This is a genomic window from Streptomyces sp. NPDC037100, assembly GCF_055606225.1.
The window spans coordinates 408,359-426,136 of sequence record NZ_JBVJSX010000002.1; the positions used below are offsets into that span (position 1 = coordinate 408,359).

At 66.7% G+C, this 17,778-nt stretch carries 17 protein-coding genes; 6 read left to right on the forward strand and 11 right to left on the reverse strand.

Features of this window, described 5'->3' with window-relative positions:
- Window positions 1-71 precede the first annotated feature (71 nt).
- Both ACZ7EG_RS06990 and ACZ7EG_RS06995 read right to left on the reverse strand, forming a co-directional pair.
- Complete coding sequence (locus ACZ7EG_RS06990) at window positions 72-950, reverse strand: LLM class flavin-dependent oxidoreductase (RefSeq protein ID WP_471073422.1); 879 nt, start codon at window positions 948-950, stop codon at window positions 72-74.
- 696 nt (window positions 951-1,646) lie between these two features.
- Window positions 1,647-2,621 (reverse strand): LuxR C-terminal-related transcriptional regulator, encoded by a 975-nt coding sequence (locus ACZ7EG_RS06995; protein ID WP_471073424.1) that lies wholly within the window; start codon window positions 2,619-2,621, stop codon window positions 1,647-1,649.
- Between the two features lie 569 nt (window positions 2,622-3,190).
- On the opposite strand from ACZ7EG_RS06995, the gene ACZ7EG_RS07000 reads away from it, so the two are divergent.
- The 5 genes from ACZ7EG_RS07000 (at window position 3,191) to ACZ7EG_RS07020 (ending at window position 7,598) form a co-directional block, all read left to right on the forward strand.
- A complete protein-coding gene (locus ACZ7EG_RS07000) occupies window positions 3,191-3,442 on the forward strand; it encodes a hypothetical protein (RefSeq protein ID WP_471073426.1) in 252 nt (83 codons plus the stop codon).
- A gap of 90 nt (window positions 3,443-3,532) precedes the next feature.
- The gene (locus ACZ7EG_RS07005; protein ID WP_471073429.1) at window positions 3,533-4,759 is read left to right on the forward strand and encodes a hypothetical protein; all 1,227 of its coding nucleotides are present in this window, start codon (window positions 3,533-3,535) and stop codon (window positions 4,757-4,759) included.
- Window positions 4,760-4,771: 12 nt separating this feature from the next.
- Window positions 4,772-5,053: a hypothetical protein gene (locus ACZ7EG_RS07010; RefSeq protein WP_471073432.1), complete on the forward strand. Its 282-nt coding sequence runs from the start codon at window positions 4,772-4,774 to the stop codon at window positions 5,051-5,053.
- A gap of 74 nt (window positions 5,054-5,127) precedes the next feature.
- Complete coding sequence (locus ACZ7EG_RS07015; RefSeq protein WP_471073435.1) at window positions 5,128-6,273, forward strand: hypothetical protein; 1,146 nt, start codon at window positions 5,128-5,130, stop codon at window positions 6,271-6,273.
- A complete protein-coding gene (locus ACZ7EG_RS07020; protein WP_471073438.1) occupies window positions 6,270-7,598 on the forward strand; it encodes an MFS transporter in 1,329 nt (442 codons plus the stop codon). The genes ACZ7EG_RS07015 and ACZ7EG_RS07020 overlap by 4 nt, the downstream gene beginning before the upstream one ends.
- Window positions 7,599-7,696: 98 nt before the next feature.
- Here the strand turns inward: ACZ7EG_RS07020 and ACZ7EG_RS07025 are convergent, their stop codons facing one another.
- Together ACZ7EG_RS07025 and ACZ7EG_RS07030 are read right to left on the reverse strand one after the other, a co-directional pair.
- On the reverse strand, window positions 7,697-8,662 hold the full coding sequence (locus ACZ7EG_RS07025) for a hypothetical protein (RefSeq protein ID WP_471074830.1): 966 nt from the start codon (window positions 8,660-8,662) through the stop codon (window positions 7,697-7,699).
- Between the two features lie 47 nt (window positions 8,663-8,709).
- Window positions 8,710-9,369, reverse strand: a complete 660-nt coding sequence (locus ACZ7EG_RS07030; RefSeq protein WP_471073441.1) for a hypothetical protein — start codon at window positions 9,367-9,369, stop codon at window positions 8,710-8,712.
- Between the two features lie 312 nt (window positions 9,370-9,681).
- On the opposite strand from ACZ7EG_RS07030, the gene ACZ7EG_RS07035 reads away from it, so the two are divergent.
- Complete coding sequence (locus ACZ7EG_RS07035; protein WP_471073444.1) at window positions 9,682-10,071, forward strand: DUF192 domain-containing protein; 390 nt, start codon at window positions 9,682-9,684, stop codon at window positions 10,069-10,071.
- Between the two features lie 198 nt (window positions 10,072-10,269).
- Here ACZ7EG_RS07035 and ACZ7EG_RS07040 read toward each other — a convergent pair whose 3' ends face one another.
- The 7 genes from ACZ7EG_RS07040 to ACZ7EG_RS07070 all read right to left on the reverse strand — a co-directional run bounded on the left by ACZ7EG_RS07040 (window position 10,270) and on the right by ACZ7EG_RS07070 (window position 17,767).
- Window positions 10,270-11,589: a hypothetical protein gene (locus tag ACZ7EG_RS07040; protein ID WP_471073447.1), complete on the reverse strand. Its 1,320-nt coding sequence runs from the start codon at window positions 11,587-11,589 to the stop codon at window positions 10,270-10,272.
- Window positions 11,590-11,635: 46 nt separating this feature from the next.
- Window positions 11,636-14,380 carry a hypothetical protein gene (locus ACZ7EG_RS07045; protein ID WP_471073450.1) on the reverse strand — a complete coding sequence of 915 codons (2,745 nt, stop codon included), beginning with the start codon at window positions 14,378-14,380 and terminating at the stop codon, window positions 11,636-11,638.
- A 156-nt stretch (window positions 14,381-14,536) separates the two neighbouring features.
- On the reverse strand, window positions 14,537-15,142 hold the full coding sequence (locus ACZ7EG_RS07050; protein WP_471074833.1) for an OmpA family protein: 606 nt from the start codon (window positions 15,140-15,142) through the stop codon (window positions 14,537-14,539).
- Window positions 15,143-15,198: 56 nt separating this feature from the next.
- Complete coding sequence (locus tag ACZ7EG_RS07055) at window positions 15,199-15,774, reverse strand: hypothetical protein (protein ID WP_471073453.1); 576 nt, start codon at window positions 15,772-15,774, stop codon at window positions 15,199-15,201.
- A gap of 31 nt (window positions 15,775-15,805) precedes the next feature.
- On the reverse strand, window positions 15,806-16,405 hold the full coding sequence (locus ACZ7EG_RS07060; RefSeq protein ID WP_471074836.1) for a pilus assembly protein TadG-related protein: 600 nt from the start codon (window positions 16,403-16,405) through the stop codon (window positions 15,806-15,808).
- Window positions 16,405-16,638, reverse strand: coding sequence for a Flp family type IVb pilin (locus ACZ7EG_RS07065; protein WP_471073456.1), 234 nt, complete (start codon window positions 16,636-16,638; stop codon window positions 16,405-16,407). The genes ACZ7EG_RS07060 and ACZ7EG_RS07065 overlap by 1 nt, the downstream gene beginning before the upstream one ends.
- 145 nt (window positions 16,639-16,783) lie before the next feature.
- Window positions 16,784-17,767 (reverse strand): response regulator, encoded by a 984-nt coding sequence (locus ACZ7EG_RS07070; RefSeq protein ID WP_471073459.1) that lies wholly within the window; start codon window positions 17,765-17,767, stop codon window positions 16,784-16,786.
- Between the last annotated feature and the right edge of the window lie 11 nt (window positions 17,768-17,778).

Genomic DNA, 17,778 nt, shown 5'->3' on the forward strand with positions numbered 1-17,778 from the left:
GCCCGGAGTGTGGCAGCGACCACTGACAACGGGCCTCAGGGAACGAGCGGGCCTCAGGGAACGAGCGGGCCTCAGGGAACGAGCGGACGCACCTCTTCCGCCGCGAACCGCACGAACCCCTCCGGGTCGGGTTCGTCCGCCGTCGGTTGCAGGACGACGCGGTCGGCCCCGGCCTCGACGAGCCGCTCGACGGCCTTCGCGACGGCTCCGGCGTCCCCGGCGACTCCGAGGTCCGGTACGGAGTCGACTCCCTCGGCGACGAGTTCCGCACGCAGCCGGGTTTCGGCGTCGGGCCCGGTGGCGGTGAGCAGGTAGACGACGACGGGGTGGTGCCCGGCCCCACGGCCGGCCGCCGCCCGCCCCTCCTCGACGAGCCGCCGTGCCTTGCGCACGCCCTCGGCGTTGGTGGAGGCGGTGAGGATGGTGCCGTCGGCGGCCTCGCCGGTGAGCCGCAGCGACCGCGGCCCGGTGGCCCCGGCCAGCACGCCGCTGGGCGGGCCGTCCGGCGGCCAGTCGAGAGCGACGTCGTCGAGCTTGACGTACCGCCCGTCGACCGTGACCCGCTCGCCGGCCAGCAGGGCCCGCAGCGCGAGGAGATGCTCTCGCAGCAGGGTGACGGGCGACTCCACGCGGGCGCCGACCTGCCCCATCCAGTCCTGCACACCGTGCCCCACACCGAGGATCGCCCGCCCGGGGAACATCCGGTGCAGCGAGGCGGCCTCCATGGCGGTGATGGCCACGTTCCGCAGCGGCACGGGCAACAGCCCGACCCCGACCCGCACGCGCTCGGTCCACGCGAGGGCAGCGGCGGCGGTGGAGATACCGCCTTCTCTGAAACAGTCTTCCCAGAGCCAGAGCTCATCGAGCCCGGCGTCATCGGCGACCTGGGCTACAGATCGGATTCGTTCTGGGGCGAGTTGGGGACGGAATACTGCACCTAGTGCGGTCATATGTTCCTCCTATCCAGCGCAGATCGGCTTCACAACTCCCATAGTGGGAGGTAGCGAGCGCCTGACACGGCTGTGGCTGTCCCACAACCACAGGTGCGGGACATCACTCCGCACCCGCTACGAACGCTGGGCCGACCTCCATCAAGGCCAACTGGCACTGGGCTGCGCCATCATCTGCCTACACCGACTCGGCAGATCGCTCCGGGACAATCCGCAAACCGTGGTGCTTCTCAGCTGCAAGCAGCATAGCCAGCGGGTGATCGGACAGTTGTAGCCATCGTCATCGACTGCCCCAATCCATCAGGGCTCGCCGACTTCTACGGGAACTGCTGTCACTCTCACGGCATTCCAACGAACAGGGCCTGGCCGTCGTTCATGGCGGCCGAGATGGTGGCCATGTCCGTGATCACGTTGGTGACGTGGTCTCCGAGCGGCGCTCCTGTTCTGACCGTTTGCGCTGGCGGCATAACGCGTGCGTCCGGCCGAATTCAGGGTCTGGGACCAGGGCGCGCAGGCGCCGAGCCGCGGTGCTTCCGTCGGTTGTCATGACAGCGCGACTGCCATCCTGGACCAAGCGTGTCGGCACGTCGTCTGGAGAGGGCGGCCCACTTGCGATGAGCGTCAAGTCGCTGGTGGTCTCCCCTCTTCTCTCCTTCATCTGCGACTTCGCCTCGCCTCGCTGGAGAATGCCGCCCATCAAAGCCATCCTTGCTTCGCTGCGTTCACACCGGCTTGGAATCGGCTGGCCGCTCCGAGTCTCTCCATCAGGTGAGACATCATTCGGCGCACCGTACGCAAGGAGACGCCGAGCTTGCGAGCGGCTGCTTCGTCTGTGTCTCCGGCCGCGATCATCCCGAGCAGGGTTTTCTCTACCGGGGTGCATCCGTTGCTGTCAGCGAGTGGTTGTTCGCCGAAGTCGGTTCCCGCGGCCCAGGTTTGCTCGAATAGTGCACGCAGTGCTGTCACTACGCCGGCGCTGCGTACTTCGAGGGCGCCTGCACGGGGGGTGGCGGGGTCGAGGGGAACGATGGCCGCCCTGCTGTCTACGATGATCATTTGAATGGGCACCGTGGGTACTGTGCGCATATGGCCGCCGTGAGAAATGAGCCATCGTGCGTAGGCAAGGGTGTCGGCGTCGTTGCGGAAGCTCTCGCGGCACACCGCCTTTATGACGACTCCTCGCTTCAGGGCCTGCTCGTTCAGGGGGGTTGCGGCATTTCGCGCGTCGGGACGGTGCGCGCCGCCGGGGTTCAGGGAGAGGCATTCGGACTCAGTGGTCTTCTGGAGTTCCTCTAGTCGCGCCCGTACCGCGTCGATTCCCTCGAGGCGTGTGGCGGCGTCAGTCTCGCGACTTGTCCGGTGCTCCGCGGCGATGGCTGCGATCTCGGCGCGAGCCTTCTCCACCTGGGCGCGGCGGCCTGCGAGGTCCGCTTCGGCTGAGGCGAGGAGGGTCGACAGTCCTACTTCCGGGCTGACGGGACGAAGTCTGCCGCTGAACTGGTCCGACGGCTTGAGCAAGGCGAGCACCGCAAGTTCGTCCAGGGCTGCTCGGATGGCGGCTTCGCTCAATCCGGTGTCCTCTACCAAGGCTGTGACGCCGTGATCCGGCTGGCGAAGCGTTGCCCGGTAGACGACCTCGGCGTCGCCCGACAGCCCAAGTGACTGAAGCATGACGATCTCTGCCCCCCGTGATCATGGTTTCCCTATGCGGAAAGGCTTTCTCAGGGGTTGATGCGGATCAAGAGCCATTGGAGACAACGTTCCATCTGCCTGGCGAGATGGCTCCAAGGTGCCAGTCACCTTGAGGACGGCCGCCCACTAGTGACATGCCCGTTGGGGTCGGCCAGTCTTAAGCCATCGAAACGCAACACCCCGCAAAACGGGGTGGGGCGGGATAAGCACCGCAAAGTATTCAAACTACGGGGGGAACCTGCCATGCTCCGGATCGTCGCCGCAACACTCGTGACCGCCGCGCTCCTTACGGCGACCGAAACCGCTGGTGCCGCTGTGGGGCAACTGTCGACAGGCACTCAGCGCACAGCGGCCGGCGATGGATTCGGCTGGGGCGACAAACCTCGAAAGGGTGCCGCCGGCGATGGATTCGGCTGGGGTGGCTCCCGTGACAGCGCCTCTCTGCGACACCTCTGATCGAGCGCGACCGGGTCGGTCGCGACACCGGAGATGTCATGCACATGATTAGCGTCCAGTTGGTCAGCCCCCGTGAGTGGCCTGTCCCGGACATGCTCACTGACCTGTTCACCTCCTACTTCCTGCCAGCAGATCACATCGAGCACCTCTGGACCCGAGCAGGCCGCGGCCAGATCGACTTGGTTCTTTTCCTCCTGGCGGAGTGTGAGGCCGAGGCACTTCTCACCGCCCGTGCTGCCTGTCTGAGAGCACTCGCGAGCGCACAGCTCCGGGGCTGGCGACTCTCAGACGACCTGCACTTCACCGACAAGAGCCCTGACGGCCCCGGCGACTTCGACGAGTGACGCCCTTGCGGTAAGTGGCCCCGCGCCCTTCCTTCCACTACGGCCAACGCGTCGGCCACACCCCACAAACATCAGCAGAAGGGAACAGCCATGCTCGAAACGGCCGAGAGCGAGCCGGCCGCAGCGCTGGAACGGACAACCGAGCGCCGCCACATCGACACCTTCCATGTCCCTGACGACGTTACGAGCCTGGGCTTCTCCCTTCCCGGGGTCCGACTCGAGACGACGAACACGACCGACGGTGACGGTACTTACGGCGTGGTGCGCGTGGTCCGCATCACCAACGGCCCCGGCATCACTGACTACGTCACGCACGAGACGGACTTCACCTACTCCACCTTCGGCATCCACGTCGGCCAGGACGACCGACTCACCTTCTTCGGCGACGGCCAGCGCATCAGCGTGCACCTGATCGACTGTCGGGAGGACTCCCCTCAGCTCGGCGATGAGATCACCATCAATATGTCCGTGTCTCCTGACCGCGTACTGATCATCCCCAAGGGTGTCGCCCACACGCTCGACGGACTCGGCGGCGTGGTCACGCGCGACGAACCCGTTTGGTACGCAGATCAGAATCCGGACTGGGAACCGGACAACGACCTCATCTCCTTCCTGCGCACCGCCCCGACCGCACCAGTCGTGCAGACCAACCGCCATGAACTGCCGGTCTCCGCGCACATGCTGCTCTCGCGCATGTCTCAGCGAACCAACCAACAGGTCCGCGGCGCTTATGCCGCCCGCTTCCGGGTGTCCATCGGCGGCAAGACGACCTACGCGACGATCAGACCCAACTGGCGAGCGGCGGAGAGCGAGCCGGACGAACACGGGATGACCGGCCGGAACAACTTCGTGCTGACCGGCCCGGAATCCTTCACCGTTGTTCCGTCGACGGACAGCTGCACATCCGACGTTCTTGAAATGGAACTCGGCAGCGACAGCCGATTCGTCCGTCACGAGTACTCCAGCCGCCGGCTCACCTGGCTGGGTGGCAGCACGGACGCCCAGATCGAGGTGGTCGACGCTGACGGCCACCAAACCGCAGTGCAACTCGGCGACCCCACCATCGGTGCCCGCATCCCCCCCGGCACCTGGTACCGGCTGACCGGAAACGGCCGCATCTGGCTGCGCTCCGAAATGGAGCTCCTGGACCTTCCTTACGGGCCGGAGCACCAGCTCGGACGTGACGCCACGACAGCGGCTCCCTCCGAAGTAGGCCGCAGCAGACTCGAGCAGGAAAGCGACCGCTACCTGCCCGGCGCCACCCTGCATGCGCTGGCGCGCATGGAGGCCAAGGCGATCTCTCTCACCCACCGCTGAAAGGAAACCACCATGTCCATCACCACCACTGAGACCACGGCCTGGAAGAACGACCTCAACACCATGATCGAAGAGGTCGCGGACCCCGCCGCCCGAGCCGCTCTGGACAGCCTCCGCTCGGCTCTCGAGCCCTACTTCGAGACGCCGGAGTACTTCCGCAGCGTCCTCGGCAAGATCTCCAAGTCGGTGATCGACGCCGGCGTCGAGGAGGAGATCACCTCTCGCGCCTTCGGCAGCGTCGAGGAGTTCCAGGCTGCCCTGCCGGAGGGCGTCACGGTCAGCACCCTTCAGTAAGGCCTCTGCACTCGGGGGCGGGTGCGCCAAGCAGGTGCGCCCGCCCCCGCACACGTCCAGGAAGGATCCACGTCGTGCCTTCTCTCCCCAAGCCGCATGTGATCATGACCAAGACCCGGGCCACGGGGCACGACTCCGGCCTCCCGGGCGCACGGCACATCCGGTCCTCGCGCAACGACCGGCCCTACCACTACATGGTGCACAGCCAGCACTTCGCCTACGAGGAGTATGCCCTTCACCTCGGCCAGTACGACCGGTTGTCCTTCTATGGGGACGTCGACGCCCGGCCCGTCAAAGTGCACATGTACGACTGTCGCGAGAACTCGCTGGAGTACGATCGCAAGCTGGAAGTCGACGTGCCGGCAGACGGATCGAGTGTCCTGGCGATCCCTCCGGGATACGCGCACTGGTTCGAGGATCTCGGCGGCGTGACGACCCGGAACGACTACTCCATCCTCGGCCCCGCTGATCCGTCCTCGCCCTGGAACCCCCTTGAGGACAATGCCACCTACTCTGTGGACTCCATGCGAGTCTCACGGCCGAAGACCATCGCCAACTCGGTCGAACTGCCCACCCAGGCCCAGTTCCTGATGTCCAGGGCAGTGTCACAGAGCTGGCGGGGAGGGGCTACAGAACGAGGGGTCGTCGCCACGACCATGATAAACGGCCAACTCCACCGCTACTTCCTGGACACAGACCTCACCGGGCAACAGCCCGAACTGCCGACGTCGCAACTGGCCACTGTGTCAGCCGAGGTCGGCTCCTATCAGCACATCCGCGACGATTCGTTCGGCATCGGCTCCAACATCAGCAGCGGCCTGGCCGACACCATGGTCTTGGACATCCCCGCCGCATGGCCGGACGTTTTCAGCAGCCACCCCAACCTCACGCTGAAGCTGTCTGCGCTGCTGTACGACAATCCCGAGATGGAACTTCACCTGATCGACCGGCGCTGCGACTCCCCCACCTTCGGAGACGAACAGATCCTCCCCTTCCCTCGTGACCCGCGCGTGGTGCTCACCATCGCGCCCGGCGTGCTGATGCGAGTCCGCGGCACAGGCACCCTTCACTACCGGGTCGAGTACGAAGTGCACGGCTCTCAAGGCGCGAAGATGCCGAGGCTGTTCGAACCAGTTCCCTCCACTGCGTTACTGCCCTCTTATGACGCCCCAGGCGCCCCGCTCGGCGACGATGTCGTTCGAGAGCTGGCCTACCGATGACCTCCACCACGCAACAGCCGCAAGAACACACGGCCCGCTTCAACGCTCCCCGCTGGCTCGGGCTGTTGCTCGTGGTGCTCGCAGCACTCGTGCTGGCTCGCTCACTGAGCGAGGGCATCTACGACATCGCCTTCGCCAACCTCGCCCTGGACTTGACCGGCGCCGTCAGCACCGTCGGCCTGGTGTACTGCGTCGGGTACGGCGTCGAAGTCGTCGCCTCTATTGTGGCCGGCCCTCTGCTGGACCGCGGGAACCCCAAGGGCGTCCTCGTCGTCTCCTACCTGGTCAAGATCGGCGTCTTCGCCCTCATCGGTCTCGGATCGTCGTTCCTCTCCTCCCACCTGTGGGCGATCGTCGTCGCCGCGGCAGCAGTGGATCTCGTGCATCACATCGGAGAGATGGCGCTGTTCGTGCTTCTCCCCAGGCTCCTCGACGCGAAGACCCTGGTGCGGGTGCAGGGCATCTCCGGCAGTGTGCGCTCAGCCAGCGAGCTCGTCTCCCCCGTCGTGGCCGGCGGAATCATCGTTCTGCTCCCCGGCTCCAAGGGGCTCCTCGCCGCGGCCGGTCTACAGGTCCTCGCCCTGATCTTCTTCATCGCATTCATCGCCGTCGTGTCCCGACGTCCGGCTGTCCCCGGCGAGGACACCGTCGCGGGCAGCGAGTCTGACGCAGACCCCGAGTATTCAGCCGAGCCGGTCTCCCGGCGCACGGTCGCCAAGACCATGGTGGCAAGCCGCGCATGGCGGCGCTTCGCCGTGTTCCACAGCCTGTCCGTGCTCGCCCTTTCCACGGTGATCCTGTCCCTGCTTTCCCTTATGAGGGACACCCTGGACATGTCAGCGGCCCGCGCCGGATCCTTCCTGGCATGCTCCACCATCGGAGCCATCCTCGGCGGCCTGATCGTGGCCAAAGCCGGCCCCGACGGCATCTACCCCAGCATGCGATGGGCTCCAGCAGTTGCCGGTACCGGTGCACTGATTGCAGCGTTCCTCGGCCACTCGCAATGGCTCCTCGCCGCCGGATTGATCCTTTTCGGCCTCGGCTTCACCGTCTATCTTCGGTCAGCCGGCCTCGTCGTCCAGCTGCGTGCACCCTCAGCCATCCTCGGTACCTGGGATGGGCTTCTCGACGCCGTCATTCGCGTCGTATCCGCCGCTGCCATCCTGGCCACAGGGTTCCTCTTCGACCAGGTCGGAGGACGACCTGTGTACCTGGTACTGGGGGCCCTGCTCTTCCTGGTGGCCGGGCTCTGGTCCAGCTTCGGCACGCGGGACAGGGAAGGTCTGGGCACCACGCCCCTGCACGCCAAGCCGTCCCGTTCCTGAACAGCATGCCGCTCGACACTCATGCACTCAGTCGATCGGGCGGGCGGGGCGATCACCCTTACGGGTGATCGCCCTGCCGGGTGGGTCCGGGGCTCGGCTCAGCGGTTGACGGCCTGGATCTCCTGTACGACGACGTCCTGGGTCGCGCCGAACGTGCCGTCGGGGAGGTCGCCGCTTGCGCCGCCGCTGCCGGTCCAGTCGATCTCCCAGGTGACGGTGGCCTGGAGGGGGTACGTGCCGTTGCCCGAGGAGCGCAGGTACCTCACTCCGCAGGGTGGCGTCCGGTCCGCCTTGCCCTTCGCATAGGGCTCACCGATGCGGTCGTTGTTGATTCGGCAGACTCCTGAGGCCGGGTAGGTCTCGGCGTCCTTGGTGCCCGGTTCGATTCTGAGCGACGTCGGTCTCGCCGTCGCGGTCGCCGTGATACCGATCACCGGTACGGACGCGGTGACGGAGACCGGCTTGAAGTCGGCGGCGTCCAGCCAGGCCCAGGTCGGCAGGTTGACCTTGGTCTGTGCGGCGGGTGCCAGGGTGACTTCGGTGCTGGGGACGCGAATCTCCGCATAGGCCAGTTCGGCGAGGATCTTGGGCGTGACGGCGTTGTTGATGTTCGGGGGCGGCGGGTCGCCCTGGTCCACCCAGAAGGGCTCCTTAGTGCAGGAGTCCCAGCCCGGGGGGAAGTCCTCGTCGACGAACGAGTCCCAGAAGTAGCCCTTGCCGGTCTTGTCCTTGTTGAAGTCCTTGTACGGGTGTCCGTTGACGTACCGGTCGCGCTGCTTGGCGTCCCACTCGTAGCCGGTCGAACCGGCTTCCCAGACCGGCTCCATGGTCTTCTGGAGCTGTTCCGGGGTGTACTTCGGGGCGTACCAGCAGGGCGGCGGGGTCCAGGACGTGGTCGACGTGAGCGCGCCGGTGGACTTGCCGCTGCCGTTCTTCGAGCGGTCGAAGACGACGCCGCCCACGGTGACGGAGACGGTGCCGTCTTTGCCCGCGTTGGCCTCCTGTGTTTCACCGTCCGTGCCGCCGAACCCCTTTTCCGCGTAGGCGGGGCCGGCAGTGGCCATGACGACGGCTATGAGTCCTGAGGTGAAGAGCAGGCGTCTGGTACGGATCAAGGCTGGCACTTCGCGCTCCCCCGCTGCGAGATCAGTCGTTCGGTGACCCATACGCCGTCGCCGTTCTTACGCAGGGTGCCGGCGTAGACGACGTAGCTGTCCTTCGTCACCGATGTGACATCGGTCTTTCCGGACTTCAGGAATTTGTTGAACGCCTTGCTCTGGTCCTCGCAGTACACGAGTGCAGCCGTGCCGTCGTCCTTGAGGGTCAGGCTCTCGTTGTAGTAGCGGGTCAGACCGGTCGTGCGTGCCTTGTGGTCGACGAATTCCTGGATGTACTTCTGGCTTTCGGCAGCCGCCGTGCCCTCGGAGTAGAAGCGGTAGGCCTTGTCGAGCGGATCCTGCTTGGCGATGGCCATGTCCACGGCCCTGATGCGCTGCTCGGCATCGTTGAGCACGGCGTCCTTCTGGGCGTCTCCGGTCTTCTTCCATTCGAACTCGTAGGTCACGTCCGACGGCAGTTCGATCTTCGGCCGACCGCCCGCAGTCGGCTCGCTCGGGCTCGGCGAGGGCGACGCCTTGCCCCCGGTGTCGGCTCCCGCGATCTTGTCATTGTCCTTGGCCGCGGAGCTGTCGTCGCTCCCGCACGCGGACAGCGTCAGGGCCGCAGCGGCGGTCAGCGTGAGCGCTGCGAGGAGGGTGGGGCGGCGGTTCACGGTCGGCTCCCGGTCAGAGGCGAGGCTTCTCTTGAGCGAACCAAAGCTATACAGCGGGGTTCGGCGGCACCAGGGTGAAGCTTGTCAACTGGCGGGGTGTATGGGGAGGAATCGGCGTTTCGTCGTCCGGTTCGAGCCGTAACGGTTGCATAACGCGCCATTGGCGAACGCCAACAGCGGTGCTGTGTACGGCGTTTCAGTCAGGAATGAGCAAAGGGCGTGGGTCCGTGGGGCCCATGTGAGGGCTGCTGTCTGCGGATACCGTCGGGGACGGAGAGCCGTTGGCATGCGGCACGGTCGGAGGGGGCCCGGATGGGGCGGCGTTGGCGGGACGGACGTGGGGAACTGGTCGTGCACGGGGGTGGCGGGGAGGCTTCCGTCCGGGTGCCGTTGGAGATCGCCGCCTCCTATCGGGCCCGGACCAGGGGGCTGTTGGGGCGGGACTCCCTCGACGGTGCGATCCTGCTCTCGCCCGCCAACAGCGTGCACACGTTTCGGATGCGCATGGCGATCGACGTCGTCTATCTCGATCGGCACCTTCGCGTCGTCGCCGTGCGCACCATGCGGCCCGGGCGGCTGGGGCTGCCTCGGCTGCGGGCCCGGCATGTGGTGGAGGCGGAGGCCGGGGCGATGGGTGGGTGGGGGGTGCGGGAAGGGGCTCGGGTGGAGGTCGTCGTGTCGGGACTGAGGGAGGGAGAGTGAGGGAGGCCAGGGCCTCGGGTTGAGGCGTAGCCGGGGGGGTCTGGGGCCCGTCCGCAAGGGCTTCGCATGATCCGGTCTTGTCAGAGGCTCGTTCCCCCGCCGCCGCCAGCGTTGAAGCCTGCCGGCGTTCCCGTCGGGCCGCGAAGTGCCGACGCACTCCATCGCGGTCTCTTGCGGTCAGCAACGGGTGCAGGGGCGTCATGGCGACCACTCCTGCGCGGCGTTCCTCGTCGTGACCGGCAGGCTCGGGTCGAAGGCCAGTCGCGCCAGTACTTCCCGGCTGGCCGGCACGTCATCCGTGCAGTGGAGGAACCAGATGGCCTCCTGTACCGCGCTGCCGCACCGGACGCACCTCTCGGCGAGATCCGCAGCCCAGAGGGCCGTCGCCGACAGAACTGCCGGTTCCTTGTCGCCTGCCGCTCCTCCGTCTTGCGGGAGGTCGGCGAGCCAGCGGAAGACGGCTGCGGTGACCCGGTCAACGATCCTTTTGCACCAGACTTTGGCGAAGTATCCGGCGTCGATGCCTCGGAATTCGAACCCCAACGACTGGCACTCGCGCCACGCCTCGTTCATTCGCTCGCGAGTGACCAGCCGTGGGTACGGCATCAGGGCGCGCACCACCTCAGCGATGGCACTGCAGTCCGCCGGAGCGTCACTGCACATCTGCGCGTCATCCGGCACCCGCTCGACAGTCAGACACGCCTCCAGTGCTGAACGCGCCTGGGCGAGGCTGTGTGAATCCGGCGCGGTCGCGCCCCAGCCGAAGTCGTTCTGCCAGGAATACGGAAGGCCCTGCAGCCCCTCGGGCAGCAGCGGTTCCTCGTCGCGGGGGACTTCCCGAGCACGAACGTCGTACACCCGACGGCGCAGCCCGAGAAGCCGGGAACGCACATATGGGCGGAAGTCCCGGACCTCGTCGTCGTGTACGAGTTCCATCAGGGCCTGTTCGCCGCGCGGACGACCGAGCGAGACAAGCACGCGCACCGCCGCCTCGACCGCCACGCCGACCCGCACGAACGCGGCTGCGAGCAGCGCGGCGTCTTCAGCCTCCCCATCGTTCAGCAATCCGGCGGTGGTTGCACGCTCAATAAAAGCAAAGGCGTCGTACGCCAGCGCCTGCCGCACCGAGGCGGCCCACTCCGCCGCCACCCTGTCCACCCACTGTTCGGTCGGTCGCTCAGGCACCGTGGGAATCCCCAAGTCAGCCCAGGCTCCGACCACCTGCACCACCCGCTCCCGAGTGACCTGGGAAGTGGTCGGCATGATCCGGGTCAACCAGGCGTCTGCCTCATCCAAGGTGTGGTCATCGCGGTCATCGTAGAAGTCCCGTAGTTCCTCGTCCCAGTCGTGCACACTCTGCCGTCGGTCTGGCAGACACGCGCGCAGCACGTGCCGAGCCTGCTCACGTCTCTCCTCCGCAGGGGCAAGTGCCTCCAGAGCCTGAGACCTGCGGTATGTCAGATCGTGCCAAGGCGGTGGCAGCTCGCGCATCGCAGCGGGCAGCAGGTAGGTGTCCACAAGTCGCTCTCCGTCCGTGCCCCGGTAGCTTCCCAAGGCGCTGGCGTCATGAGACGCCCAGGTAATCCATCGCTTCTTTCGGATTCTTCATCCTGGACCATTCCATCGTCCCAGCCTGCTTCCGGGCCTGGATCTCTGCCTCCATCCGCTTGAGCTGACTCGGGGAGATGTCCGTACCCGCGATCCGTACGGGCACCCCGTTTTTCACCATTGTTCCGGCCGGTGTCCCTTCAGGCTTGTACTTGACACCGTCCCGCTTTCCGCTCTTGTAGCCGCTGAAGATATTGGTCCATTTCTCAGTGGTCTCGATCTCGACTCGTGTAGCCCTGCCTGGGCTGCCCTTCCCCTCCCAACTGGCCAGATCCTCGACCTGCCGTTCGAAGTCGGCCTTGATGGTGGCGTTACCCGTGTTCTTGACCTCCACGGCGTGGACTTTGCCGTCCTTGCCCCGATAGAGCACGTCGGCGTCGTTGATCTCGGAGATGTTCACCGTTTCGCCGTTGCCGAGATCGACGTTCTCCTTGCCGAAGTCCTTGCCGACAGCGGTGTGCACGGTCGTCCCAGGTGCTGCCTCGCTGTCGGCAGCCCGCTGGACGGCGTTCAGCTCAGCACGTGCCTGGCTGAGTTCGTCGGTGTTCTTGGCGTTCGTGACCTTGCTGGTCAGCGACGAACGTGCCTCCTTGGAGATGCTCTTCGTCCTTGCCAGTTTGGAGATGTCGTCGAGCGCTCGGGCCGCATCCTCCTTGCCGATCTCCTTCTTGTCCGGGTCCGGGTCGTCCTTTGCCCGCTGAACGAACTCGTCGATCTTCCGCGGTGCGTGCTGGACGCCCTCGTCGTCGAGTGCCTTCGTGGCGGCCTCATGGCGATCCGCCAACTCGGCCCCGTCTGCGGCCCTGTCCGCCTCGTCAGCCTGTTTGCGAGCGTCCTGGGCCTGCTGCTTGGCCTCCTCGTCGCAGCCGTCCTGGGCGAGGACGACGTACGGGGAGCCGGACGGGCCGGTGGCGAGGATCGTGGTGCCTGTGCCGGAGGAGCCGGTGGAGAGGCCAGTGGCGGTCCCAGGTGGGGTGCCGCCGTACGGGATCCGGCGAGCCGGCGCCGCGATGGTGCAGCCCGACTCGCGGGCCTGCTTCTCGGCCGCGTCCGCCGCCTCGTCGGCATCCTTCGCCGCCTTCCGAGCGCCCTCGGCATCGCCCGCCTTGGCGGCCTCGCGGGCCTTCCCCGCCGCGTCCGCCGCCTTGTCGAGGGATTCACCGACCTCGGCCAGATTCTTGAACTTGGTGAACTTCGTGATGGTCTTCGGGCTGAAGATGCCGACGACGTTGACCACGGTGTTGCCGATGGAGGCGCCGTAGTTGCCCTTCTTCCAGTTCTCCTTGTCGACGAACGTGTCGATCGCCAGGTCGGACACGAAGTCCTCGGGCGAGTTGACCCAGCCCCATACGGAGGAGAGGTAATTCCCCTTGTCCCACTCCTCGCCCAGTTCGTCGGCCTTGTCGCCCCACCAGTTCGTGGTGTAGCCCTTCAGGCCGTTCCAGGTGTCCTTGACCGAGCCGACGGGGTCGCTGACGACGTCCATGGTGCTGGCCAGGAAGCTCTTGGTCGGGGCCACGAAGAAGCCCCGGACATGGTCCATGAACGTCCTGTCGTGGCGTTCCTGGTCATGTACGTCGTCCCAGAGGGACCTGTCCTCGAACGGTCCCGGAGCGAGCGGAACCGTGTCGTTCGGGCCCGCGCCCTCGTAGGTGATGATCTGGGCCGACGCGGGGATGCCGCTGCCGCCCGTGTCACCAACGCCCGTGCCTGTGCTCGTGCCGCCGCCGGCCTCCGTGCCTCCCTGGCCACCCGCACCACCCTGGGTGGCCGACCCGCCTTGGGTGCCCGAGCCGCCTTGGGTGCCCGAGCCGCCTTGGGTGCCCGAGCCGCCTTGGGTGCCCGTACCACCCTGGGTGCCCGAGCCGCCTTGGCCACCCGCACCGCCTTGGGTGCCCGAGTCTCCCTGGGCGCCCGCATCGCCGTTCGTGCCCGTACCGCCGTCTGCGCCCGCACCACCGTCCGCGTGAGCACCGCCGTCCGGGCCCGCGCCATTGCCACCGTCGGCGCCGGTGTCCGAACCACCCGGCTGCCCGGCGTCGTTGTCCCCGGCCGCACCCGCCTCCGCACCCGTCTCCGCACCATCGCCCTGCGGAGCGGGGCAGGCCGTGCCCGTCACCGAGCAGACCGCCGACTGGATGCCGTCGGCGATACGCCCGCCGAGGCCGCCCACCGACAGCGCGACGATGATCGCGGCGACGACCGCTATGAGCCCCGCGTACTCCACCGCGGTCTGGCCCTCGTCCCGCCGCCAGCGGATCATCCTCGCCAGGCTGAACGCCCGGCGCTCCTCCCTGTCCTGCGGAGCGCTCTCGAACCACTCTCGCGACCGGGCCCGACGCAACAGCACGATGACCGCCACCGGCATCGCCGCCTGCGTGATGCCCCGCAGATCACCGTGCAACAGCGTGCCCAACGACAGCCACACGATCCACGCCTGTACGGCGATCAGAGCGCGACTCGTCCACACCCCGCCCCGCCACAGGCGCCGGGCCAGGTAGACCCCGGCCACGCTGGGCAGCGAGTCGTACACCAGGATCCCGAAGATCTCCCCGGAGTAGTACGTCACCACCGACAGCACGGTGACCACGTACAGCACCGTCAGCGCGAACTGCACCCACAGCAGTACCTGCGCCCAGCCCAGCTCCCTCGGCAACGGGGAACGCCGGTCCCAGTAAGCGCTGTTCTGTGCACCCCACATCCCGTTCGGGGGTATCGGGCTACCGGCAGGGGACATGCGTGACCTCAGCTCAGCTCGATAAACGGCCGTTCAAGACGGACATCGAGCCGAGGCTAAGGAAGGTCGATCACTCACGCATGGGCCCGTGGCCCCAACCCCGGGCCCACTTTCGGTGACTCAACTCTCTGTGCGTGGGAAGGAGACCTCGACGCGGCGGTTCTTCTTGCGGCCGGATTCCGAGGAGTTGTCGGCGATGGGGTACTGCTCGCCGTAACCGCGGACCTCGTACGTGACGTTGGAGTCCGTCAGTTCCTGGTCGAGGACGTTCTGTACGGCATCTGCGCGCTTCTTGGACAGGACGTCGCCGTGTGCCGAGGAGCCGAGGTTGTCCGTGAAACCGAAGACGCGGATCTTCGTCGCGTTCTGCGTCTTGATCTCCTCGGCGATCGCGGAGATACGGGCCTTTGCCTCGCCGCTGAGTTTCGCGCTGTCCTTGCCGAAGAGGACCTCGGCCTGGAGGGCGAACTTGACGTCGGCGTTGGTGTCTTCGCGGCGTTCGTCGCCGCTTTGGTCTTCTACGACCTGTTTGATGTCGAGGACTTTGGCAGCGGCCAGAGTGGCGCCCTCGGGGAGCTTCAGGTCCGGGTCGTTGGGGTCGACCTTGACCGGCGCGCTGGCGGAGGGTTCGGTGCCCGGAGGGACGCTGGGGCCTTCGTCGGCGTGGGCGCTCACTGCGACGTTGAGGTGGGTGGTGATCACGAGGGCAGCGGCAGTGACGATCAGAGAGAGGCGCTGCGCCGCCACGCGGCCCGAGGCTGGTGTACTGGTCACAGTGCGCCTCACCCAGAGATCTTGATGAGCGCGCTCGGGAACAGCGGCAATTGGAAAGTGGCTTCGGTCGTGCTCGCCGGGGGCGCGGGGAACTGCAGGAACACAGCCATGGCTTCCCCGGCCTTGAGTGCCGAGAAGCCCGTGGTCGTCAAAGGGCGCCCATCCGTGTCACGCAGCACGTAGTACCGCTTTTTGCCCTTCGAGTCGACGAGCGTGGCACCTCCGAACGACCTGCCATTGTTAATGATCTCGGTCTCGTTGCCGCTCAGCTCGGCCGGGATCGTGACAATGTCGGAGCCGTCGTTCTTCAAGTTGCCGTTCACAGTGATGAACCCACCGGAGTCGCGCTCCGCGGAATCGATTTGAAGAAGGAGGCCGCTCGGCCCCTTCACCTCGGCCAAGGGCTCACTGTCCTGGCCCTCCTGAGCACTCGGCTTGGATCCACTGGCCTTGGAGGCGGATGCCGAAGGCTTCGGCTTCTCGTCATCGCCGCCACCACCTCCACAGCCGGCCACAGCCATTCCGGCCGCGACGGTCAAGGCGACAGCCCCCGTGCGGACCTTCGTAGTGAACCGAATGCTCATTACTCTGCTTCCTTCAACTCGTCGTTCGCTGTCAGTCGGCCAGATGGACGTCGAAGAGGTCCTCGGGTTTCGGAAGAGTCTCTGGAGGGTCGCCCGGCTTCAGGTCCCAATGCACGCCTTTGCAGGAGAGCCGCGGCAGTACGTCCTCGGCCGCATCCGCAGCAGGCGGGTCGAACGTGCAGCGCTTCTCGATCACGGCAGTGGCGAAGGCGTGTGACTTTCGCTCCGCCGTGGCGGGGACGATCGACTCCCCTACGGGCTTATTGGTCTCGACCTCGACCGTGTAACCGAGGAGGCCCTCCGGATTGCAGCCGAGCACTCGGGCGTCGTTCCACTCGGCCAGCTGATGTGCCCGCCAGCACGACTCGCCGGTTGCTTCGGCGTTGCCGTTGAAGATGTCCTGCCACTTCGCCGGGTCGAGTACGTCGTTCAGCCACGCCCCGGCGAGTTGGTCCCGCCTGTCCTGCGCCGCCGCAAGAGCCGCCGCGTCCGCGGCCGTCTGGGCGCCGTTCCGATTGACCGCGGCCTGGCCGACCGCAAAGTACGCGAACGCGAGGAAGAGCAGGCTCCCCACCACAGTGATGTAGATGGGGAATGCCTGCCCTGCGTCGCTGTACCGGTGAGGTCGGATCAAGGGGCGACCTTGTTGATCTGCGTGGTCAGCTTGTTGACGATCGTCTGACCGATGTTCGTCGAGGCGATCAGAACCACGATCGCGACGACCACTGCGATGATGCCGAGGTACTCGACCGCCGTCTGTCCCTTGTCGTCGGCGCGGCGCTGCATCGCCTCGACCGTCGTGTTCTTCCAGCCGTTCACACGGACCTTGGTCGCGACGGCGGTCTTCAGCATCAGGTCGCTCATGGTGTTCCCCTCCGGTTGCGGCTGTGTCGTTCTCGACACGAGGAACGTACGGCGGGACGCACTGTCCGCCAGAGGGCCCCAGGGCCCAATTCCGGGCCCAATCGCTCGGGCCCAACGGGTTGTTCCCCCATCGCGGCACCGGAGGTCACCCCAGTCCCCGACGCGTGTCCGGCGCTGTGCCGATCCACTTCGCGGCGGCCTCGGAGCGGCTGGTGCTGTGGAGCTTGGCGAAGATGCGGTTGATGTGGTTCTTGACGGTCTTCTCGCTGATGAAGCACGTGGCGGCGATCTGCTGGTTGTTCATGCCGGACGCGATGAGGTCCATGATCTCCGCCTCCCTCGTGCTCAGTTGGAACCGCGACCTGTCGGGAGCGGCCGGACGGCCACTCGTCCACTCAGACGAAGACTGTCCCACATGCGGTTGCACTTGCGAAAGGTTTTCTGAAGAAGAGTGTGAAGGCCCGCTGAAATGCACTGGTGGAGCGGATGATTGAGTCTGCATATACGATTGGGCGGAAGCGGAAAGTCCGTATGCAGTCGCACTCGATGACCGCCCCAGGCGCCCAGGGAGGGGCGGGGTCGGGGCCCGGTCCTGGCGGAGTTGGGCCAGCAGGGCGCCCGCCGCCGTGGGGGTGAAATGGGGCCGACCCTCCTTGATGTCCCGTACGGCATCGACCAGCTGGTCGGCCGTGAACTCGCCGTGGACCAGGTAGCCGCCCGCTCCCCGGCGCAGAGCCTCCTGGACGACCTCCGACTCCCTGCTGTAGGTCAGCATCACCACCGGCGCGATCCCCACGAGGTAGGGCAGGGCCGAGATGCCGTCCACGCCGGGCATGCGCACGTCCAGGAGGACGACGTCAGGGCGGTGCTGCTGGGCGGCCTCGTAGGCCTGGCGGCCGTCGGCGGCCTCCGCCACGACCTCGATGTCCGCGCGGCCGGAGAGCAGGGCGGTGAGGCCGGCCCGGACGACCGGATTGTCGTCCGCCACGACGACCCGGAGACGACGGGCCGGTTGTGCCGGTTGGGGGAGGTCGGCGAACGGGTGGGGCGGGGGCGGCTGCGGGGCGCCGGTCGGGTGGGGCGGGGGCGGCTGCAGGGCGCCGGTCGGGTGGGGCGTCTGGTCCGGCATCAGGGCCTCCT